The 19024-nt window shown below is 68.5% G+C and carries 17 protein-coding genes; 3 read left to right on the top strand and 14 right to left on the bottom strand.

The window, feature by feature from the left end:
• Positions 1-15 precede the first annotated feature (15 nt).
• The 4 genes from LLH23_10860 to rodA form a co-directional block, all read right to left on the bottom strand.
• On the bottom strand, positions 16-1251 hold the full coding sequence (locus LLH23_10860; GenBank protein ID MCE5238980.1) for an HlyD family efflux transporter periplasmic adaptor subunit: 1236 nt from the start codon (positions 1249-1251) through the stop codon (positions 16-18).
• Positions 1244-1717 carry an NUDIX domain-containing protein gene (locus LLH23_10855; GenBank protein MCE5238979.1) on the bottom strand — a complete coding sequence of 158 codons (474 nt, stop codon included), beginning with the start codon at positions 1715-1717 and terminating at the stop codon, positions 1244-1246. The genes LLH23_10860 and LLH23_10855 overlap by 8 nt, the downstream gene beginning before the upstream one ends.
• Positions 1718-2593 (bottom strand): metallophosphoesterase, encoded by an 876-nt coding sequence (locus LLH23_10850; protein ID MCE5238978.1) that lies wholly within the window; start codon positions 2591-2593, stop codon positions 1718-1720.
• 104 nt (positions 2594-2697) lie between these two features.
• A complete protein-coding gene (gene rodA / locus LLH23_10845; GenBank protein ID MCE5238977.1) occupies positions 2698-3795 on the bottom strand; it encodes a rod shape-determining protein RodA in 1098 nt (365 codons plus the stop codon).
• A gap of 174 nt (positions 3796-3969) precedes the next feature.
• On the opposite strand from rodA, the gene LLH23_10840 reads away from it, so the two are divergent.
• The 3 genes from LLH23_10840 to LLH23_10830 are packed head-to-tail and all read left to right on the top strand — an operon-like array spanning position 3970 to position 5377.
• Positions 3970-4371: an OsmC family protein gene (locus tag LLH23_10840; protein ID MCE5238976.1), complete on the top strand. Its 402-nt coding sequence runs from the start codon at positions 3970-3972 to the stop codon at positions 4369-4371.
• Positions 4372-4397: 26 nt separating this feature from the next.
• On the top strand, positions 4398-4853 hold the full coding sequence (locus LLH23_10835; protein MCE5238975.1) for a thioredoxin family protein: 456 nt from the start codon (positions 4398-4400) through the stop codon (positions 4851-4853).
• Positions 4850-5377 carry a copper amine oxidase N-terminal domain-containing protein gene (locus LLH23_10830; protein ID MCE5238974.1) on the top strand — a complete coding sequence of 176 codons (528 nt, stop codon included), beginning with the start codon at positions 4850-4852 and terminating at the stop codon, positions 5375-5377. Before LLH23_10835 ends, LLH23_10830 begins: the two co-directional genes overlap by 4 nt.
• Here the strand turns inward: LLH23_10830 and LLH23_10825 are convergent.
• The 10 genes from LLH23_10825 to LLH23_10780 form a co-directional block, all read right to left on the bottom strand.
• A complete protein-coding gene (locus LLH23_10825) occupies positions 5364-6053 on the bottom strand; it encodes a winged helix-turn-helix domain-containing protein (GenBank protein ID MCE5238973.1) in 690 nt (229 codons plus the stop codon). The two genes, LLH23_10830 and LLH23_10825, sit on opposite strands and share 14 nt — an antisense overlap.
• Positions 6054-6080: 27 nt before the next feature.
• Entirely contained in the window at positions 6081-6611 is a 531-nt protein-coding gene (locus LLH23_10820; GenBank protein ID MCE5238972.1) for a helix-turn-helix domain-containing protein, read from the bottom strand.
• An 81-nt stretch (positions 6612-6692) separates the two neighbouring features.
• Positions 6693-6908, bottom strand: coding sequence for a DUF2905 family protein (locus LLH23_10815; GenBank protein ID MCE5238971.1), 216 nt, complete (start codon positions 6906-6908; stop codon positions 6693-6695).
• Positions 6909-6968: 60 nt separating this feature from the next.
• A complete protein-coding gene (locus LLH23_10810) occupies positions 6969-8879 on the bottom strand; it encodes a hypothetical protein (protein MCE5238970.1) in 1911 nt (636 codons plus the stop codon).
• 4 nt (positions 8880-8883) lie between these two features.
• The gene (locus LLH23_10805) at positions 8884-10281 is read right to left on the bottom strand and encodes a tetratricopeptide repeat protein (protein ID MCE5238969.1); all 1398 of its coding nucleotides are present in this window, start codon (positions 10279-10281) and stop codon (positions 8884-8886) included.
• Between the two features lie 146 nt (positions 10282-10427).
• Positions 10428-12083, bottom strand: a complete 1656-nt coding sequence (locus LLH23_10800; GenBank protein ID MCE5238968.1) for a response regulator — start codon at positions 12081-12083, stop codon at positions 10428-10430.
• Complete coding sequence (locus LLH23_10795) at positions 12049-14064, bottom strand: PAS domain-containing protein (protein MCE5238967.1); 2016 nt, start codon at positions 14062-14064, stop codon at positions 12049-12051. Before LLH23_10795 ends, LLH23_10800 begins: the two co-directional genes overlap by 35 nt.
• Positions 14042-16534, bottom strand: coding sequence for a PAS domain-containing protein (locus LLH23_10790; GenBank protein ID MCE5238966.1), 2493 nt, complete (start codon positions 16532-16534; stop codon positions 14042-14044). Before LLH23_10790 ends, LLH23_10795 begins: the two co-directional genes overlap by 23 nt.
• 52 nt (positions 16535-16586) lie before the next feature.
• Positions 16587-17855, bottom strand: coding sequence for a beta-ketoacyl-[acyl-carrier-protein] synthase family protein (locus LLH23_10785; protein MCE5238965.1), 1269 nt, complete (start codon positions 17853-17855; stop codon positions 16587-16589).
• A 127-nt stretch (positions 17856-17982) separates the two neighbouring features.
• The gene (locus LLH23_10780) at positions 17983-18981 is read right to left on the bottom strand and encodes a hypothetical protein (protein MCE5238964.1); all 999 of its coding nucleotides are present in this window, start codon (positions 18979-18981) and stop codon (positions 17983-17985) included.
• Positions 18982-19024 lie beyond the last annotated feature (43 nt).

The raw sequence follows: 19024 nt of genomic DNA, 5'->3' as shown, positions 1-19024 counted from the left end.
CCGGGGGCGGGAGGCCTACAGCTTCACGGTCAGGGGCGTCCCCGGGGCAGGCTGTTCCCTGTACTTGAGCGGCACGACGTAGACGCGCACCAGTGTCTTCTCCGGGGCGAGTTGACTGAGCGTCCCGGCGAAGGTGCTGCCGTCAGGCAGGCTGACAGTCGCCTTCATGCCGACTGCCAGACGCTGACCGTCCTTCAGGCTGGCCTGGAAGACGAGACGGGCGCCGCCACTCTCGCTGATGACGGCCACGCACTGCCCCGCCCGCACCTGCTGGCCGGGGCGAGCCCTGACCTCCCGCAGCAGGCCACTGGCTGGCGCGGTGAGCGCCAGCTTCGCCACCTCGGCCTCCAGACGAGACACCTGCGCGGCAGCCTCCTCCGCCTGCTGCTTGCCTTTGGCGATCATGGCCACCTCGGGCCGCCGGCGCAGCTTCTCCAGCGCCGCCTGGGCCTGGGGAACCAGGTTCTTGCCGCTCGCAACACGCTGGCGCAGGACGTTGAGCTTGACCGCATCGCTCTGCAGCCGCCATCGCGCTCCACGCGCCTGCTCCAGACTGCTCTGGGCGGCCCGCTGGCGCGCGTAGGCGGCCTGGTACCGGCTCATCACCTGGTCGTACTGGGCCGAGCGCTTGCCCGTGGTCGCGATCTGTTTCTGAGCCTCGTCGAGCGCGCGCTGGGCGTTCTGGTAGGCGAGGTCGGCGCTCGCTGCCTCGGCCTGCGCCGCCTGGTAGGTGTTGAGCACCGCCGCGACCTCGGGGTGCTGGCTCTCGAACTCGCTTAGCTCCGCCTGCATCTGCTGCTGCTTCGCGACCGCCTCGGACGCGTGTGCCTCCGCCGCCTGCAGCTTGTCCCTCAACTCCGGGTCATCGGCCTTCTCCAGCAGGGCCTGCAGATGCGCCTGGCGCTTCTTGGCGTCCGCAAGCTGCTGGCGCAGGGCCGGCACGTCCACCTGCATGAGCAACTGCCCCTGGGCTACGGGCTGTCTCTCGCTGCACCCCAGGGCCACGACGCGGCCGTCCCGCGGCGACGTGACTTCCCGGGTCTGGGCGGCCTCCACCTGGCCGCGCAGGGACAGGCCCGCCGGTCGCGGCCGGGGCTGCCGTGTCGTCGTGCGCTCTGGGGTCGGCGGCACCGGCTGCGTTACTGCCGCCTGCCGGCCGGGCAGGCGCCCGGTCGCGTACAGGCCCACCAGGATGCCCAGCACAAGAACGACCGCGGCGGCCACGACGATCTGCCACAGGCGCTTACTCACCGTTCGCTTCCCTCTTCGTCATGTTTGACGCCTCGACGACCGCCCGCAGATCGGCTGTTCCCAGGAACAGCGCCCCGCCCTCACCGGACGCGGAGAGGCACGCCAGCTCGGCCAGTTGCTCCGGGAAGTGCGGCAGGCCGGGCAGCTCGTCCAGTGCCACCCACAGGACGTCTCGCTCCTCCGCCGGCTCGTCGGGAGGGGCCTCGCCGGGGTCGAGCCACGCGCTCAGGTACAGCTCCAGCGCCAGGCCCCGGCTCATCTGCAGCTCGCGGTATGCCAGCAGCTTGCCCGCTCGCACCACCAGCCCCGCCTCTTCGCGCACCTCGCGCTCCACCGCCTCCGCCAGCCCCTCGCCCTCCTCCACCCCCCCACCGGGCGGGACGAGATAGCCCGGCTTCCCGCGCTTGGTGGAGACCAGCAGGACACGGCCCTCATGCACGACGATGGCGGCTACTCGGACGCGCATCTACTCACCAGCCTTCGCGTGCGGCGTCGCGGGCTGCAGCTCTATGACCGGCAACTCGGCCGGGCAGTTCCAGCGCACCGGCGGCGCCACCGTGCCGACCCCGCGCGTCGTGTAGACTTGCGTCCCCTGAAGCTGCCTCAGGCCGCTGACATAGCCGCAGCGGGAGATGTTGACGAGGGGCCGACCACCCGGCAGGCAGACCTGCCCACCGTGCGTGTGCCCCGTCAGCCACAGCTTCACCCGCGGGTCGTGGGCCTGCTCGACGTAGTCGGGATTGTGACAGATGACGATGGCAACCTCGCGGGGCCCAACACCCGCCAGCGCCGCCGGCAGGTCCGGGCGCCCCGCCCACGGGTCATCCAGGCCCGCGATGACGAGGGAGTGCTTGCCCCGCTGCAGGCGCACGCTGCGGTTGGTCAGGTTCGTGATGTGGGCATGGGCCATGGCCTTCGCGGTGAGTTCGGCGCCCTCCCAGTGGTCGTGGTTGCCCAGGACGGCATACACGCCCAGCGGGGCGTGAAGCCCGCCCAGGTCCTTCCATACCGAGGGGATATACTTGCGGTTGCGGTGCACATAGTCCCCGCCGAGGGCGACGACATCGGGCTTCTGCTCGTTGGTCCTGTGCACGAGTCGCACCACGCGCCGCTCGGACATGAACGGCCCGCGGTGGATGTCGGCCAGGAGTGCCAGGCGCAGCCCGGCGAACTCCGGTGGCAGTCCCGGTACACGCACAACCGGTGTGGTGATCTGCAAGCGTTGGGCCTCCTGCGCCGGGAGCGCCAGGATGGCGACCGGCAACAGCAGCAACAGCACATGCCCCGGTCGGCGTCGCCGCTGCCGGAGCGAGGGGACGCGCTCGGGTGACTCTGTTGCCATCAATCGCACGCGATCTCGGTGGAGTTGGCTTCGACATGAGGTACGAACGTCTCGCGCCGGGGCCTCGCCTCCCGCCGCCGACGCTCCCTGGTCGCCGGTAGCGATCAGAAGGTGATCTTCTGGCGGTGGATGTACACGCTCTGCAGCAGTCCGGCCGCCGCCATCATCGTCAGCATGTTACTGCCGCCGTAGCTCACAAACGGCAAGGGCATGCCCTTCACGGGCATCATGCCCAGCGCCATGCCGACATTGACGACGATGTGGACCAGCAGCATCGCGGCTACGCCGCTGGCAATCAGCCGGCCGCTGGTGTCCTTGGCCTCCGCCGCGATGCTCACGGCCCGATACAGAACCAGCCCGAACAGCGCCAGCACTGCGACCGACCCCACGAAGCCCAACTCCTCACCGATGACCGTGAAGATGAAGTCCGTCTCCTGGTCGGGCACAAACTGCAGCCGGCTCTGAGTGCCCTTGAAGACGCCCTGGCCGAGCAGGTGCCCGGAGCCAACGGCGATGAGCGACTGCTTGAGTTGCCAGCCCTGCCCGTGCGGGTCCGCGTCCGGGTTGATGAACGCGGTCAGGCGCTGCTTCTGGTGCGGGCGGATGATGTTCAGCCCCCAGGCGGCCGTGAACAGCATGATGAACGCAAAGGCGATGGCCCCCAGTTGCAGCACCCGCGCCCCGGCCACAAACAGCATGGCCAGCCACACCAGGAAGATCAACACCGGTGTGCCCAGGTCTGGCTGGGCCAGCACGAGCAGCGTCGGCGCCCCCACGTAGGCCAGGGAGGTCAACACCAGACCGAAGTCATGGGCCTCCTCCTCGCGGCTGGCCAGGAAGCCCCCCAGGAACAGGATCAGGGCGAGCTTGAGCAACTCGGAGGGCTGGATATTCAGGGGCCCGAGGGGGATCCAGCGCTCGGCCCCCTTGACCAGGTGGCCGGTGAAGAGCACCACGATCAGCAGGAAGCCACAGAAGCCGAGGAAGGGGACAGCGAGGTTCACCAGGCGGTTGTAGTCCACCACCGTGACCGAGGCCAGAATGACCAGCCCCAGCGCCAACCACACCAACTGCAGCATGAGCTTGCGCGCGCCCTGCTCCGCCCGGGTGGAACTGTAGATCATCAGGCACCCGACGGCGACAAGCAGCAGGACGGCCAGCAACAGCGTCCAGTCCAACCGCTGGGTGAGCTTCCGGGGCAACTGAGACCTCCTCTCGCAACAACGCCAATCATTATACCACAGATGGCTGGGTGGCGGGCGAGCCCGGAGGCGCTGGTAGCCGGACGGGCAAAGAACCCCCTTGACAAACAAGATGATCTGGCTATAATTCAAGTGTTATCGAGAATACGACAATAAAGACGGGAGAGAACGACCATGACTGGTAGCCTTGAAGTGACGTGCCGCAATGTGGGCAAGACGCGTTTTTGTGGCGAGGCCCGCGGACATCAGTCCTACTGTGACGTGCCTCCTGCCATGGGCGGCGAAGATGAGGGCATGCTGCCCCCCGAGAGCCTCCTGGCTTCCCTGGGCAACTGCCTCGGCATGGTCATCGCCCTCACCTGCCTGAACAAGGGCATTCCGTACGAGGGTCTCGAAGTCAAGGTCACCGCCGACTTGGTGGACGACGGCAAGCGTGTGGACAACTTCCGCGCCGCGGTCACGATGCCACAGCAGCTCGACGCCCGTCAGCGCAAGATCGTCGAGAGTGCCTTCGAGCTGTGCAAGGTCGGCAAGACCCTCGCTCATGGCGCCAAGGTGGAAGAGGTCGTCTTGTAGGGGCGGAAACAGGAGTCTGAATGCGCATGTGGAAGAGCATACTTGTAGTGGCCGTTGTAGCGATCCTGCTGGCCACCCTCGCTGTCGGACGTTGGCCCAGTAACTCCGGCGCGGGACAGGCCACGGCTGAGCCCGCCGCCGACACCGGCAAGATCGCCTGGCTCACGTCCCTGCCCGAGGCCCTTGAGGCAGCCCGGACCCAGCACAAGCCGATCCTTGTGGACTTCTTCGCCACCTGGTGCGGACCGTGTCGCCTGATGGATGAGGAGACCTGGCCCCAGACGGAAGTCGTGGCGGCAGCGGGGAAGTACATTGCCGTACGGCTGGACGTGGACGCCAACCAGCAGACCGCAGCGCAGTTCGGCGTAACCGGCATACCGACCGTCGTGTTCCTGGATGCGAGCGGCAAGGAGAGGGATCGCTCGGTGGGGTTCGTGGACGCCGCGGCGATGCTGGAGCTACTGAGCAAGCACAAGCCATGAAGTCACGTGAACAACAGTCGTGTCGCGGCGAGGGCCGGGCAGCGAGAGTCGGGGCCATAGGGCCCTGTCCCCCGCTTCGCCAGGCCCTCGCTGTACTGTTGGTCCTCGCCTGGCTCGCACCGGGCGCAGCGCTCGCGCAGGGCCCGAAGGTCGTGATCAACGGACGGCCGCTGGCCCCCACGCATCCTGTCGTTCAGCGGGCGGGAGCCCTGTTGCTGCCCATGCGCGACGTGTGCGCGGCCCTCGGGGCGCAGATACAGTGGTACCCGACGGAGCGCAAGATCGAGCTGCGCCGCGCCGGGTCCCTGGTGGAGATGTGGGTGCGGACGCCTGTCGCGCAGGTGAACCGCAATCCGGTGCAACTCGCCGTGCCGCCGCTGCTGGTGGATGGCGTGACGTATCTGCCCCTGCGGCTGGCCGGCGAGGCCCTGGGTTGCGCCGTCCGCTGGGAAGCCGCGACACGGACGGTGGCAGTCACCGACACCCCTCAGGCCGACCAAAGCCCCGCTCCTAGCCGCCCTTGAGCTTGTACCCCACCCCCGGCACGGTCACGATCATCTGCGGCTCGCGCGGGTTGTGCTCGACCTTCTGGCGTAGGCGGCCGACATGCACATCTAGCGTGCGGGTGGTCATCTCGCTGTTGTAGCCCCACACCTCCTCCAGCAGCTCCTGCCGGCGCACGGCTCGTCCCGCGTGGCGCGCCAGGTGCTCGAGCAGGTCGAACTCGCGCGGCGTCAGGTCCACCGCTCGGCCCCGCACCTGCACCTCGTGCCGGGCGGTGTCCAGCAGCAGCTCTCCCACTGCGACGGCCGGGCGGACATGACCGTTGGCGTACTCCTGGTCGCGCCGCAGGTGGGCGCGCAGGCGCGCCAGCAGTTCACGGGGGGAGGTCGAGGCCGCCATCGCATCATCGGCGCCGGCCGTCAGCACCTCGGCGATGGCGTCCTCCGAGGCATCGTGTAGCACCACCAGCAGCGGCCGATGGGTATGGCCGCGCACGTGGGCGCAGACGTTGGGGAGGTCGCGAGGGGCGCCGCCCTGGTGCAATACAATCGCGTCGGCGGTGTGCAGGAGGCCCAGGAAGGTGGGATGGCGCAGGTCCGGCAGGACAACGAAGTCCAACAGCCGGTTACCGCAGTGCCCCCGCAGTTCGTGTTCGAGGCTCGGTATGCAGCCGATCAACAGAACCTGTTTGTCCATGGCGCTCCGGGCCGGGCAATCAGGTCGTTAGCTCCCCCGCTGGCGCCTCTCCATGAAGCTCATGATCTCCGACAGGCGGAAGCGACGCTGATTGCCCGGCGTGCGATAGCATTTGAGCACGCCCCGATTGGTGTAGCGCCGGACCGTCGTGGGACAGACATCCAGCAGGATCGCGGCCTCTTCCAGCGAGAGTACCGGGTCCATGAGGCGCTGGACCAGTTCCTCGCGGCTTTCGGTCACGCGGCCCGTGCGCTTGGGGGGCGCGGCCGCCGCCTCGATGTCCAGCGGCAGCACCTGCTGACGGAGGTCGAGCGCCTCCAGCTTCTCGCGCACCTCGTCATTGCCCGCCGTCAGCCGCTCCAGTATCTGCTTCGGCCTGGGCGCGCCGGACTTGAGGGTGGCGCCGTTACGCTCCGTCGGCTGCGCGACAGCCGCCGGCGCCAGGTTCTCGCCCGCGGTGGTCTCGTCGGCCGCCCCTTCCGGCTCGGCCTCGCGCGCTTCCTTGAGCACCTTGCTGATCTGTCGGTCTCGGTACTTGCGCCATTCGTGCATCAACATGGTCCGGTGCCCTCAGTCTTCACAGGTAGTGCGATGCATGTGTGCCACGCCCCCCTGCTGCCTGTGCCGCCGCCCCTTGCCCTAGCGCCGCAGCCAGGCGATGAAGTTCAGTACCAGCGTGAGCACGAGGCTCAGCAGCAGCATCGTCCCCAGAGGTACGGCGATCACCAGGCCCGGCCGCCGCACCATGATGTCGCCCGGCAGCGGCCGCCACGACACGCCCAGCCGCGCCAGCACGATCAGTCCTATCCCCACCACCGCCAGGCTCAGGCCCGCAATCAGAAGTACTCGGCCCACGGCCTCCAACCCCGCCAGTCCTTTCTGTATGGCACGTCCGGGACGTCCGCGCCCACGCGGCTAGGCCGGGCGCTGGAGGCCCCGGATGGTGGTGAGCGCCTCACCCACCAGGCGGCGGTAGTCGTCCAGGCGCTGCCGCTTGCTCGCGCCCTGGTCAATGTAGTCCAGCCCGGCCAGCGCGGCCTCGGTAGCCAGGCTGTAGGCCAGCTTGCGCTCCAGATGCGCACTCTTGGCCGTCGCCGGCGGCACTACGCTGCCGATGAAGCTGGACATCTCCTGTACCTGCGTCCGGAAGTCGTTGAAGGCCGCCCAGACTTCCTCGCGGTAGACGTTCTGGCCCGCCAGGTAGGCCTCGAGAGCAGCCTGCGCGCGGGTACTGGTATCGAGCAGGGCGGCGTCAGCAGCCCGCATGATCTGATCATAGCGCTTCTCGGCCATGGTGGACGACCCACCGGCGCGCAGCTTGGAGGCCTCGGCGTAACAGATGAAGCCCTCGCGGTCGCGCCCGGCCTGCAGGTACAGGTCGCCGAGCTGGTCGAGAGCCTCGGCGCGCTGGACGCCCTGGGTCAGGCGCACGGCGCGGTCGTACGCATTCTCCGCCTCCGCCCAGGCCTGGCGCTGCGCGTGCAGAGCGCCGATGCGCAGGTAGAGGCTCGGGTCCGGCGCGACATGCTGCACCGCCTCGGTGAGAATCTCGGCCGCGCGCCGTGGTTGCGACTGTCGGGCATAGAGTGCTGACAGGCCCACGTAGCCGTACACGTTGGCCGGGTCCTGCTTGATGACGGTCTGGTACTCCTCGGCGGCCTTGCGCCACAGGCCGGACAGGCGCAGCAGCTCGGCCAGGCGCAGATGGGCCGCAGTGAGACTGTCGTCCTCAGCCAGGGCGCGCTGCAGCCACGCGCGCTCGGCAATCGGGTTCTGGCGCGCCTTCTCCAATTCGGCCCACAGAGCATACACCTGGGCGCGCGAGTCGCCGGCATCCTGCGCTTTGACGAGCAGATCCTCCGCCCGGCGCAGGTCGCCTTCACGGATGAGCTTCTGCGCGGCAGTCAGGAATGTCGAGGGCTCTCCGGGTTTGGCGGGCGCGGCTGCCGGCGGCGCGGTGGTTGGCGTGGCAGGCGGGGACGTCGGCCCTGTTGGGACGGCGGGCGTCTCGGGTGTGGCCGGTGTCGTCGGAGCCTGAGGTCCCACGGGTTCGGTCGCCGGCTGAGCGGCGGGCACGTCGGGCTTGGCGGCTTGGCCCCCCGGTCGGGCCTCTGTCGCCCCGGGCTTGGTCAGCTCCGTCGCAGGTGTAGCGGGCGTCGCAGGGGGAGCGGCGGCCACCACGGTCGTCGGCGGCTCGTGCCCGCCGACCCCCACGGCCGCTCCCGTGGCCGGCGCGGACGACGAGGCTGGCGCAGTCGGAGCAGTGGCGGGTGGAGCCGCCGGAGTGGCGGGCGTGGACGGTGGCACGAGCGCGAAGCGCTCGGCCAGCGGCGCACTCTGCGTGCCCTGGTCCAGTTGCGCCAAGAGCTTCCGCGACAGCGCCGCATAGGCCTGATCGCCGGCCCCCGGCTCGGACAGGTGTAGGCGGCGGACTTCCTTCTCGCCCTGCCGCAGCCAGAAGACCTCCAGGTCGTTGGTGGCCGCCGGGATGGGGCGCAGCACCACCAGATCATCCAGTTCGGTCGTGAGCAGCAGCGTCTGCAGCGCGTCGGCGACGGTCATCCAGTTGTCTCGGGTCGGCTGGGGCCAGGTGGCGCCCGATACCCGCACGACCGGGCTGTCGGCGTGCAGCACCGTCGGCTCCCACTGGCGCGAGGCCGCGAGAGCCTCCACCAGCGCATCGGCGAAGCGCATGAAGGCAACCGGGTGGGTCGTCGGTGAGGCGTCCACGATGAGACCGATGGACCGCGGTGCGGTGGCCGCTCCCGCGTCATGCGCCAGGGACGCCATCACGACGAGCAGCAAAGCAAACGACGCGCGGGGCATGGCCTCACCTGTTGGGCTGGCGCAGGATTTCTATCCGGGCGCGGCACGTATCCGCGGCCTGGCTATGCGCGGCCGCGTTGTTCGGGTCGCGGCGCGCGAGATCATCATAGGCGCTGGCGGCGCGTTGCAGGTCGCCGATGGCCTCATCGGTCCGTCCGGCTCGCCCCGCCTGCTCCCCCCGGGCGCGCAGCGTCGCGGCATCGGATGCCGCGCTCGTGTCGGTGGCCTGCGGCGTCGCCGGCCGGCTTGACTGCTTCGGGCTCATCCAGATCGTGATCTCGCCGCCCCGCTTGCCACTGGTGTCGGTAGCGGCCGGCGCCGCCGGCTTCTCGACCGGCTTGGGCGGTGTCACCGGGGTGATGATCTTGTTGCCACCCACGGTCGTCGTGCGCCGAGAGCTGGGCGGCGTGGGCACCGTCGGCGTCGTCGCCGAGGGCGTCGGCTGCTGCCAGCCGGTGTACGGCCGCGCGCCACCGTTGACCGTCGGCGGAGGCGTCCCCGGAATGGGCGCTGTCAGTGCCGCGCTCGGCTGCGTCGCGGCCGGTGGGGGCACGGCCGGGGTGGAGCCAGCGATGGGCACCGGCTCGAAGGGGTTACGGCCCGTGGTGTTGGGTATGTACTTGGGCGCCCCTGCAATCTCCATCTCGCGCGCGTACTGCGCCGCCGCGATCTGCGACAGGCGATACGCCTGGTCCCATTCATCGCGGACGCTACGATCGCCAGGAAGAAGCTGCCAGGCCGCCTGGTAGTGCGCCGTCGCCTGGGCGTACTGCTGGGCGGCGAGGGCCTGGCGGGCGAGTTGGATCTCGCTATCGTACTGGGCCTGGAGTTGCTCGCGGGCCTGTACCCGCCCGGCATGGACCAGCAGGATCGAGCCGATGATGAGCACCACTGCGGCCGCGCCGAGCCCCGCCGCCAGCGCCGGGTTGGCGCGAATCTGCTCCTGGCACCAGGCTACCGCGCGCGAGAACGCCGACTCGCCATGGGCGCGTCGTGGAGCCGGCGGCGGCGTATGGCCGAGGCGCAGGCGCAGCAGCGCCGCCTTCTGGCGCTCCACCGCGCGATCCGGCGCCAGCCGCAGCACGGTGTCGTAGGCGTCCAGCGCGTCCGGCAGATCGCCCGTCTGCTCGAAGGCCATGCCCAGCACGGCGTAGGCCTCTACATGCCGGGGGTTGAGCGCGACTGCCCGACGGCAGTTCTCGATGGCAGCAGCCGCGTCCCCATCGGCCAGTTGCGTGGCCGCCTGATCCACGAGCGTATCGGGGATCCTCTCCGGTGTCACAAGGAACGCATCGGTCCCGTCCGCCGGATCTCGGCCCAGGTCCACAAACGAGGCCCCGCAGCGGACGCAGAACGTGGCGTCGGCGGTGTTACGCGCCCCACAGCTATTGCAGGTTCTCATCAGTGCTCGTCCTTCGGCGCAATAGGGATGTACCGATATGGATGCCAGTGTATCAGTTTGCGCAGGGAAACTTATACAGCACCCGGTATTGTACACAGCGTTACTGGCGCTGTCAACGAGCAAATGCCATCGGGGAACAGGGAGGATCAGGCGGGCCGGTCCTGCCTCAGATGCTGTACGAGATCAGGGAAGCGGAAGGGCTTCTTGATGATGGCATCCACATAGGGGCAGGTGATCTGTGTTGACTCCTCGGTGATGTAGCCACTGATGAGCACGATCCGGGTGGCGGGGGCCATCCTCTTGACGCGCCGCGCCAGCTCTGTCCCCAACAGGCCGGGCAGGTGCAGATCGGTGATCAGGGCCGACGGGCCCTGCCCCTGCTCGCGCAGGTACTGCTCGAACTTGGTCAGCGCCTCATCCGCCGCCCGCGCGCCCTCGGTCCGAAAGCCCATCGCGGTGAGCGAGGAGTTCATGTACGTCAGCGTCTCGACATCGTCCTCCACCACGAGGACATCGGGCACATCCACGGCGCCGGCCTGCGGCGTGGCTGCGGGGGCCGTGGCGACCGGGGCGCCCTCCGTCTCGCTCCCCATGGGTAGCCACAGGGTCACGGTGGTGCCCGCGTCCGGCACGCTCTCGAACTCGATGCGGCCATCGTGACACGAGACGACCTTGCGGGCCACGCTCAGCCCCAGGCCCGACCCGTGCTCGCCCTTGGTGGTGAAGAAGGGCTCCGTGATGTAGGGCATGACGTCGGCGGCGATGCCGCGGCCGGTGTCATGGACGCGGATGAAGACCTGGTCGTCCTCCACGCCGGTGGACATGGTCACCCGGCCGCCCGTGTCCGGCAGCGCTTGCCGGGCGTTGATGACGATGTTCATCACCGCGGTGCGCAGCGCCGTGGGACTGCCGTAGATCATCGGCACGTCCTGGGTGTGCACCTCGATGCCAACGTTCTGGTGAGCCTGGAACTGGCCGAAGGCCATGTTGACGACATCGTTGACTACCTCATTGACGTTCAGCAGCGTAAAAGGTTCGTACGGATCGGATTTGGCGATGGAGGAAATGCGCTGCACGGCCTGGGCTCCGTCCGAAGCCGCGCGCAGGATATCCTGCAGCGCCTCCTTCACGGACTCGGAGTTGACTTCGCCGGGGTCCTTCAGATCCATCAGCAGAATCTCGATGCGCAGCAGGATGGCGGTCAGGAAGTTGCGCACGTCGTGCGCCACCTCGGCCGCCACCTCACCGATGGCGTTGAGCTTGGCGAGCTTACTCAGTTGCGTCTCGATGGAGTTGTGGGCCTGGGCGAGGTTCTGGTAGATCGCCGTCTGATCCGGCAGCCCTGGTTGGGTGCTGAGCGCCCCGAGTTGCCCGGACAGCACCTGGGCCGCGGGCTGCAACTGCTGCAGCAGCGCTTCGCGCCGCGCAGCTTCGCGCCGCCGCTCCATCCCGCGCTCGGCCACCTGCAGGATCTCCTGCACCGAGAAGGGCTTGGTGATGTAGTCAATGGCGCCGTGGCGGACGGCCTGCTGCGCGGTGTCCACCGCCGCATAGGCCGTGATGAGTGCGACCTGTACCTCCGGGTCAATCACCTTGAGGCGGCGCAGGACCTCGGGGCCCTCGATCTCGGGCATGCGGATATCGCAGAAGACGACATCCGGCTTGCGATCACGCGCCAGAGCCAGCCCGGCCTCGGCGCCATCAGCCAGGAGCACGTCGTAGCGGTTCTTGAGGATCATCCGCATCGATTCGCGCGGGCCGGCCTCATCATCTATGATCAGCACCAGGGGCTTGGACATCATCGCCGCCTCTCGCGGGGTCTTGCTGCTGCGCCACCGTCACCGGGAAGCTCACCCGGAACTCGAAGTAGTCTTCGCCATGCGCCGCCTCGACGCTGCCGCCCTGGCGGTCCACCAGTTGCTTGCCGATGGCCGGACCCAGGTCGCCCTGCTCCAGTTGCAGCACGGCCAGCGGGTCGAGGATGTCGGCCGGGTCCTCGCGCACCCCGTTGGCGCGCACGCGCATCCGCACCCGCACCCGGGGCACCGGGCCCTTGCGCTGCTGCTCGACAACCACCCCGACACCACTGGTGCCGTGGTCGTAGAGATAGCGCATCAGGTAGCTGAAGGCGTCCAGCGTCGGTCCGGGGTCAGCCACGACCTGTGGCAGCGGCGGCACGACCTTGAGCGCCGGTGGCGCAGCCTCGTGCTGCTGTGCAGCCCGGGCCACCGCCTCCTCGACGATCTTCTCTAGCTGCACGAGCTGGAACTCCGGCGACGGCTGCTCGACCAGGCGCACCTGCTCGGTGATCAGGCGGTCCAGCCGCTCCAGCTCGGGGTTGACCGTATCGCGCCAGAAGCGCGCCAACTCCTGGAAGTCATCCGGCTCGGACATGAGTTCGGCATAGGTCTTGATGGCCGTCAGTGGCGTGCGCACTTCGTGGGCAAGGCGGCCGATGATGCGCGTCAGCGCGTGCACAGTCTCCTGCCGGGCCGCGGCCGCGGCGTCCTCCACCGCGCCGCTCATGTCCTCGAGCAGCACCACGGCTCCCATCTGCCGCCCATCATCACCGAAGAGCGTGGAGGTGGTCAGGCGCAGGTGCTGCTGGCGACGGGCCAACGCGACGTGTTCGCCGACCACCGCGGCTTCGGGTGACTGGCAGGCCGCATACAGCAGATCGCCGATGGGTGAGGGCAAGGCCCGCAGGTCGGCCCCCTCCAGCTCCGCCTGCGTGCAGCCCAGCAGCCGGGCGGCGTAGGGGTTGCAGACCGCAATGCGCCCGTCGTGCCCCAGGGTGATCAGCCCACAGCGCATGCTCGTCAGGCTGCGTTCCATGTAGGCCTGAGTGTGCCGCATCCGCTCCTGCAGTTGCAGGTTCTCCAGGCGCAGGATCACGTAGCCGGTCAGCGCAAACAACGCCTCGAGCTCGGCGGGCGTGTAGGACTCACCGATCACCTTCTCGCCCAGCATGAGCAGCCCTTGTAGCCGGCCGCCGGGCAGGAGCGGAATCGCGACCTCGCCCCGGAAGATGCCCAGTTCCTGGCCGAGTGCGGCGGCCTCCTGGGCGTCCGTCCAGCGGCTCAGCTCCTGGCGCGTGAGGGCGCGGCAGTTGCGACCGTACCAGCGGACGATGGCGTCATCGGGCGCCAGACGGCCGTGCTCGGCCAGTTCCGGCGGCAAGCCCTGCGAGCCACGCACCGTCAGCACACCGCGCGCCGGGTCCTCCCACAGCAGGCAGTAGCTGGCGCAGTACGCCATCTGCTGCGCCGATTCCACATAGGCCGTCAACAGCCGATCCACATCGGGGTTGCCCGCCATGGCGGCCAGGAGGTTCCGTAGCCCCCGGTCAGCCGACGCGAGGCCGGCCGGCGCAGTCTCGGGCAACTGGGGCGTGAGAGCCAGCGGTGCCGCGGCCTGGGCTTCACGCAGTCGTGCCTTCTCCAGGGCCAGGTCCAGGCTCTCCTGCGCCTCCGTCAGCGTCGCCTCCGGCGCCAGCCAGTAATCCGGCACAAAGAGGCCGTCGTTGCGGACCTGTTCGCGCACGTCGGCGGGGCCGATACAGACCGTCACCGGCGCTCGCATCTCACACAGTGCGCGGTAGTCCACGAGCTTGGCCGTGGTCAGCGGCTCGGCATTCATGATGACCAGCGAGGCAGGCAGACGGTGCACCGCCTGCTGGGCTCCGCCTGCCGGCACAGGCACAAGCATGGCGCGATCCGCCAGTCGGTCGCGGACCCGCTCGAACCAATCCCGACTCAGATCAATGGCGAACGCTACGATCATGCGCGGTCTCCCCGGTGACCGAATCCAACGGTAGCTCGACGATGAAACTCGTACCTGCTCCGAGCGGTGAAACTACCCGGATCGTGCCGTGGTGCTCCTCAATAATCGTCTGACACACCGGCAGACCCAGCCCCGTGCCGCCAGTGCGGCGCGTATAGAACGGCCGGAAGATCAGGTCGATCTGATCCTCCGGAATGTGGCTATGGTCGTTGTGGACGGTGATCGCCAGCACCGGCACGCCCCCGAACGCCCGGGTCTCGCGCGTCATAACCCGCACGGTGCCGCCCTCGGCCTCGGCCTCCACAGCGTTCTTGACCAGATTGATGAGCGCCTGGTGCAGGCGGCTGCGATCGCCGAAGAAGGGACGTTGCGCCCCCACCTGCAGATCCGCGATCAGCCGCACGTGCTTGGCCTCGGCGCTGGGTGTCATCGCCCGCACCACGCCCTCGCAGACCACGTCCACGTCGGTCGCCTCGACGACGGCGTCCGCGGGCTTCGACAGCATCAGCATGTTGCCCAGCAGGCGGTCAATGCGGTCAATCTCGTCCTGGGCCATCGCCAGGAAGTCCATGCGGAACTCGGCGTCCTCCCAGCGGGTCGGCAGCAGCTCGGCGAAAGTGCGGATGGCCACCAGCGGGTTGCGCAACTCGTGGGCCATGCCCGCCGAGAGCAGCCGGATCGTGCTGAGATGCTCCGCATCGCGTCGCTCGCGCTCGAGCTCCTCGACCAGCGTCAGGTCGCTGAGGACCGCGATGGCCCCCTCCTCCACCAGCGGCGAACCGCGCCAACGCGAGGTGTTACAGGCTACTGGTATCTTCCCGCCCCCGGCGGCCTCCACCTCCAGCCGCTCCTCAGAGCGGACCGGCACGCCTGACAGGGCCCGCGCCAGGCGCGTGGCAATCGGATCGGGCAGCACGTCCAACGGCTGGCCGATCACCGCGTCAGCCGACAGCCCCAGCATCTGCTCGGCGGCCGGGTTGAACATCGAGATCGTCCGGTCCGCGTTGGCCGCGATCACGCCGCTCTGCATCTGTTTGACAACGTTCTCATAGTATCGCTTCATCTGCACGACATCGTCGAACAGCTGGGCGTTGCGCACGGCCAGCGAGACCTGGGGCAGCAGATCCCGGAGCGCCTGCAGCTCCTCCGGGCCGTACATGTCGCCCGCCAGGCGCTCGCCGATCACCACCAGGCCCATCAGCTGATCTTCCCACAGGATCGGCGCCACGACTTCCGCGTCGAACTCGCGGAGCTCCGGGAGGATCAGGTCCGCCTGCCCCACCGATGAGAACCGTCGCACCTGGGCGCGCACCAGCAGGCTGCGGCTGAGCCGCACCAGCGCCACCACGGGCGACCGCATGGAGAGCACCTGCGGCGTCTCCAACGGCTCCCGGGCGCCGGGCGCGACCTCGCGCGCCATCAGGCGGCACAGGCCCGCCGGGTCGCGGATGAAGACACTGACGTGCGTCGCCTGCAGCAGCTCCAAGATGAGCCGGGCCAACGACCCCGGGAGCTTCTGGCTCTCGAGCGTCCGCAGGATGGCCTCCGAAGCCTGACCCGCGCTCTGGGCCATCTGGGCGCCGGGCAGCGCTCGCTCCAGTCGCCGCCGCAGCATCAGGTACAGCGGGACGCCGACCAGGCCCATGGCAATGCCGCCAGCCATCTGGCACGCATAGCGATGACCATTGGCGGCGATGTGGGGTTCCACCAGCCACACCCACAGACCCACCAGGAGGGCCATCGCCAGCGCGGTCAAGAGGTACGCGCTCACCCTCGTCAGGGCCACGATGGGCCGGACGATGCCATGCTTGGCGATGGCGTAGGCCACGAAGCCGATCAGGAAGATATACGCCGCCGAGCCCCAGCGGCTGTAGAAGGTGTTGTGCCAGATCAGCGGCAACATGATCATCGTTACCAGCGGCACGAACTGGCTCATGATCATGCCGGTGAGTACGTACTTGACCTGCGCGCGTTGCAGGCCGGTCAGCCGCGGCATCTTGCGGATCAGCACGTAGTCCGCGTACCCCAGCGTACCGGCGGTGAACATGCCGAAGGTCCAGAACGGCCAGCCGTATTCGACCAACACCGTGTCGGCGCTGATGCTCAGGCTGCGGTACAGGTTGGGCGCCAGGCCCACCAGGCCCATCAGGACGCCGACGCTGTACAGGCCGACCCGCTGGCGGATCGGCGCGGGGTGCGTCTGTTCGGGGAAGACCCAGAACAGGTCCAGACAGGTGCAGATGACCAGCGCCACGGCCGGGTGGGTGAGGCGCAGCCACAGGTCGGCCTCCGCGACCGTGTCGGCCTGCTGCAGCAGGTAGTTGAACAGGATCCAGAAGGTGACCGCTCCGGCGTGCACGGCGAACAGCCGGTTCCACACGCGATCGGGTGCGCGGCTGTAGACCGCCACCGCGAGGACGGCGCTGGCCAACGAGCTTGCGATCAGCACAAGAGCATCCAGGTCCGGCATGATAAGGTCGCCTCTCCGCAGTCCCCCGCACGTGACCGTGCTGCGGCCCGGGTTAGGCGAAGCGGCGGATCAGCAGACAGGCATGGGTGCCGCCGACGCTATGCGAGTTGAGCATGATCGTCTCGATGCGCGCGCGGCGCGCTTCGTGAGGCACGTAGTCCAGGTCACACTCCGGGTCGGGCTCGTGCAGGTTAATCGTCGGCGGAATCAGGCCCGCCTCCATGGCCAGACACGCCGCGGCCACCTGCCAGCCGCCCCCGGCGGCAAACGGTTGCCCCGTCATGGACTTGATCGAGCTCATGGGCACATGATAGGCGCGCTCGCCCATCACGGCCTTCACTGCGTTCGTCTCGGCCACATCGTACTGGCGGTTCGAGATGCCGTGCGCGCAGATGTAGTCGATCTCGTCATGGGAGATCTTGGCCTGCAGCAGCGCCTGCCGAAAGGCCCGGGCCAGTTCCTCGCCATCAGGCTTGGCCAGCAGCAGATTGTGGGCCTCGGTCGTGGCGGCATAGCCGATCACCTCGGCGTAGATGCGCGCGCCGCGATCCATCGCGTGCTCAGCCGTCTCGAGCACGATGGCCGCACTGCCTTCACTGAGCACCAGGCCATCGCGCCGCTTGTCATACGGGCATGCGGCGGCCTGGGGCGGGTCGTTGCGCCGCGTGAGTACCTTCTGCGCCGCCAGCAGGCTCAGCCCCACCTGGCTCAAGCATGCCTCGCTGGCCCCGGCGATCATCATCTTGGCCCGCCCGGCGCGCAGCAGCGCCATCGCGCTGTTGATCGCATCCAGCGTCGAAACGCACCCCACGCCCGAGGTGGTGTTCGGGCCCTTCAGGCCCAGGTCAATGAAGACATTGGCCGTGGCCGCATGGGCCGCCATCTCGCTGGGCGCCAGGATGTCAATGCCCTCGGCGCTCATCCCGTTCTGGTGCAGCGAGGCGTAGACATCATCCCCGATGCTCCCCTGTCCGGCCATGGTGGTTCCGAAGATGGCCCCCATCAGGTAGGGATCCATCCGGCCCAGATCCAGGGCTGCGTCGCGCACGGCCAGTTTGGCGGCCGCGACCGCGAGGTTGGAGAAGCGACCGCTGCGCGCTGCCTTCTTGGCCGGCCGGTAGTCGGAGGCCACGAAGTCCCGCACCTCGCCGCCGATCTTGCAGTAGATCTGCGAGGTGTCGAAGCCGCGTATCCAGTCTATGCCGGACCGCCCCTCGGTCAGACCCTCCCAGAAGGGCCCGATCCCGATGCCGCACGGCGTCACGACTCCCAGGCCGGTGATGACGACGCGCTCCCGCGGCGCAAGCAAGCTGGCGTTCATGGACCTGCAAGACCCTTCCCCGGGACGATTGCCGACCAGCGGGCGACCTGACGCGGCCCCCGCCGCCGCGCCTGCCATGTTGGCTCTATGGGCAGGCTCTACCCGGCCCCTCAGCCTCAGGGCCGGCCTACCAGGAGTGTGTCACCTCGAAGCTGTGCGTCTCCGACCCGCCATATACGTCGTGCAACAGGTTGTCGTTCCAGTCCTGAATGTAGGCGTAGTTGACGCTCCAGTCCGCGTTGGCCCAGCCCACACCGATGGAGAAAGAGCCCATGTTGTCGCCGATGCGGAAGGACATGCCGTCATCCAGCAGGCCCTCGCAGCCAAGCCGCAGGCCGGCCACGTCGTCATCCATGCTCCCGCTCTTGTGGCTCAGTTGCTGCCATTCCACGCCGGCCAGGAAGCGGTCGGTCAGGCGATAGGCGATCCCGGTGACGATCTCCTCGGAGTGGAAGGTGGTGGACGATGCGCCGCCCAGGCTGAGGCCCGAGGCACGCACCTTCTCATCATAGCGGTCGTACACCGCGCCAATCCAGCCGCGGTCGCCCAGTTCATACACGACGCCCACTCGGCCGCCCCACTCGGCCTTCGCCCGCAGGGCCACCAGCGGCGCGGGAGCCCCGTCTGCCGTCACGTCCAGGCTGTTGTGGAAGACCGGCGACATGGCCACGCCCGCCAGCCAATGGGAGTCCAGGCGCCGGCCGTAGTGCACCGACACATCATACTCGTCCAGCGACAGCGTCGCCGGCACACCAAAGCCGCCGAAGGCGGCGTCATTGCTGTGCAGCCGGAAGGCCGTGACCTGCATCCCCTGGCGGTTGGCCTCCAGCGGGATGGCGAACGAGCCCTGCTGGCCGACGAGGCCCAAGTCGCCCTCGAAGCTCGTCACCTGGTTGCGCAGGACGACGGCGTCGCGTGTCAGCGCCCCGGCAAAGGCCGGGTTGGCGAAGCCGACATCAGGGATACAGCTGGAGAAGCCGCCCATGCCGAAGAGACGGGTCGTTGTGGCGGTGGGCAAGGCAAAGGGGTGGGTGACGGCGTAGAGGTCAACCTGTGCTGCCGCCGGCACGACGACGGCAAGCAGCAACAGAACAGCCCACATCCTCAGGACATGTGAGGGATTCACTGACCCGGCCTCCTGTGTCGTAGTGCTGCGATGTGCGCGTCGT

Source organism: bacterium, assembly GCA_021372615.1.
Classification (GTDB): domain Bacteria; phylum Armatimonadota; class Zipacnadia; order Zipacnadales; family UBA11051; genus JAJFUB01.
Note: the sequence above shows the minus strand (reverse complement) of the source record. Positions and strands in the feature narration are given on the sequence as shown.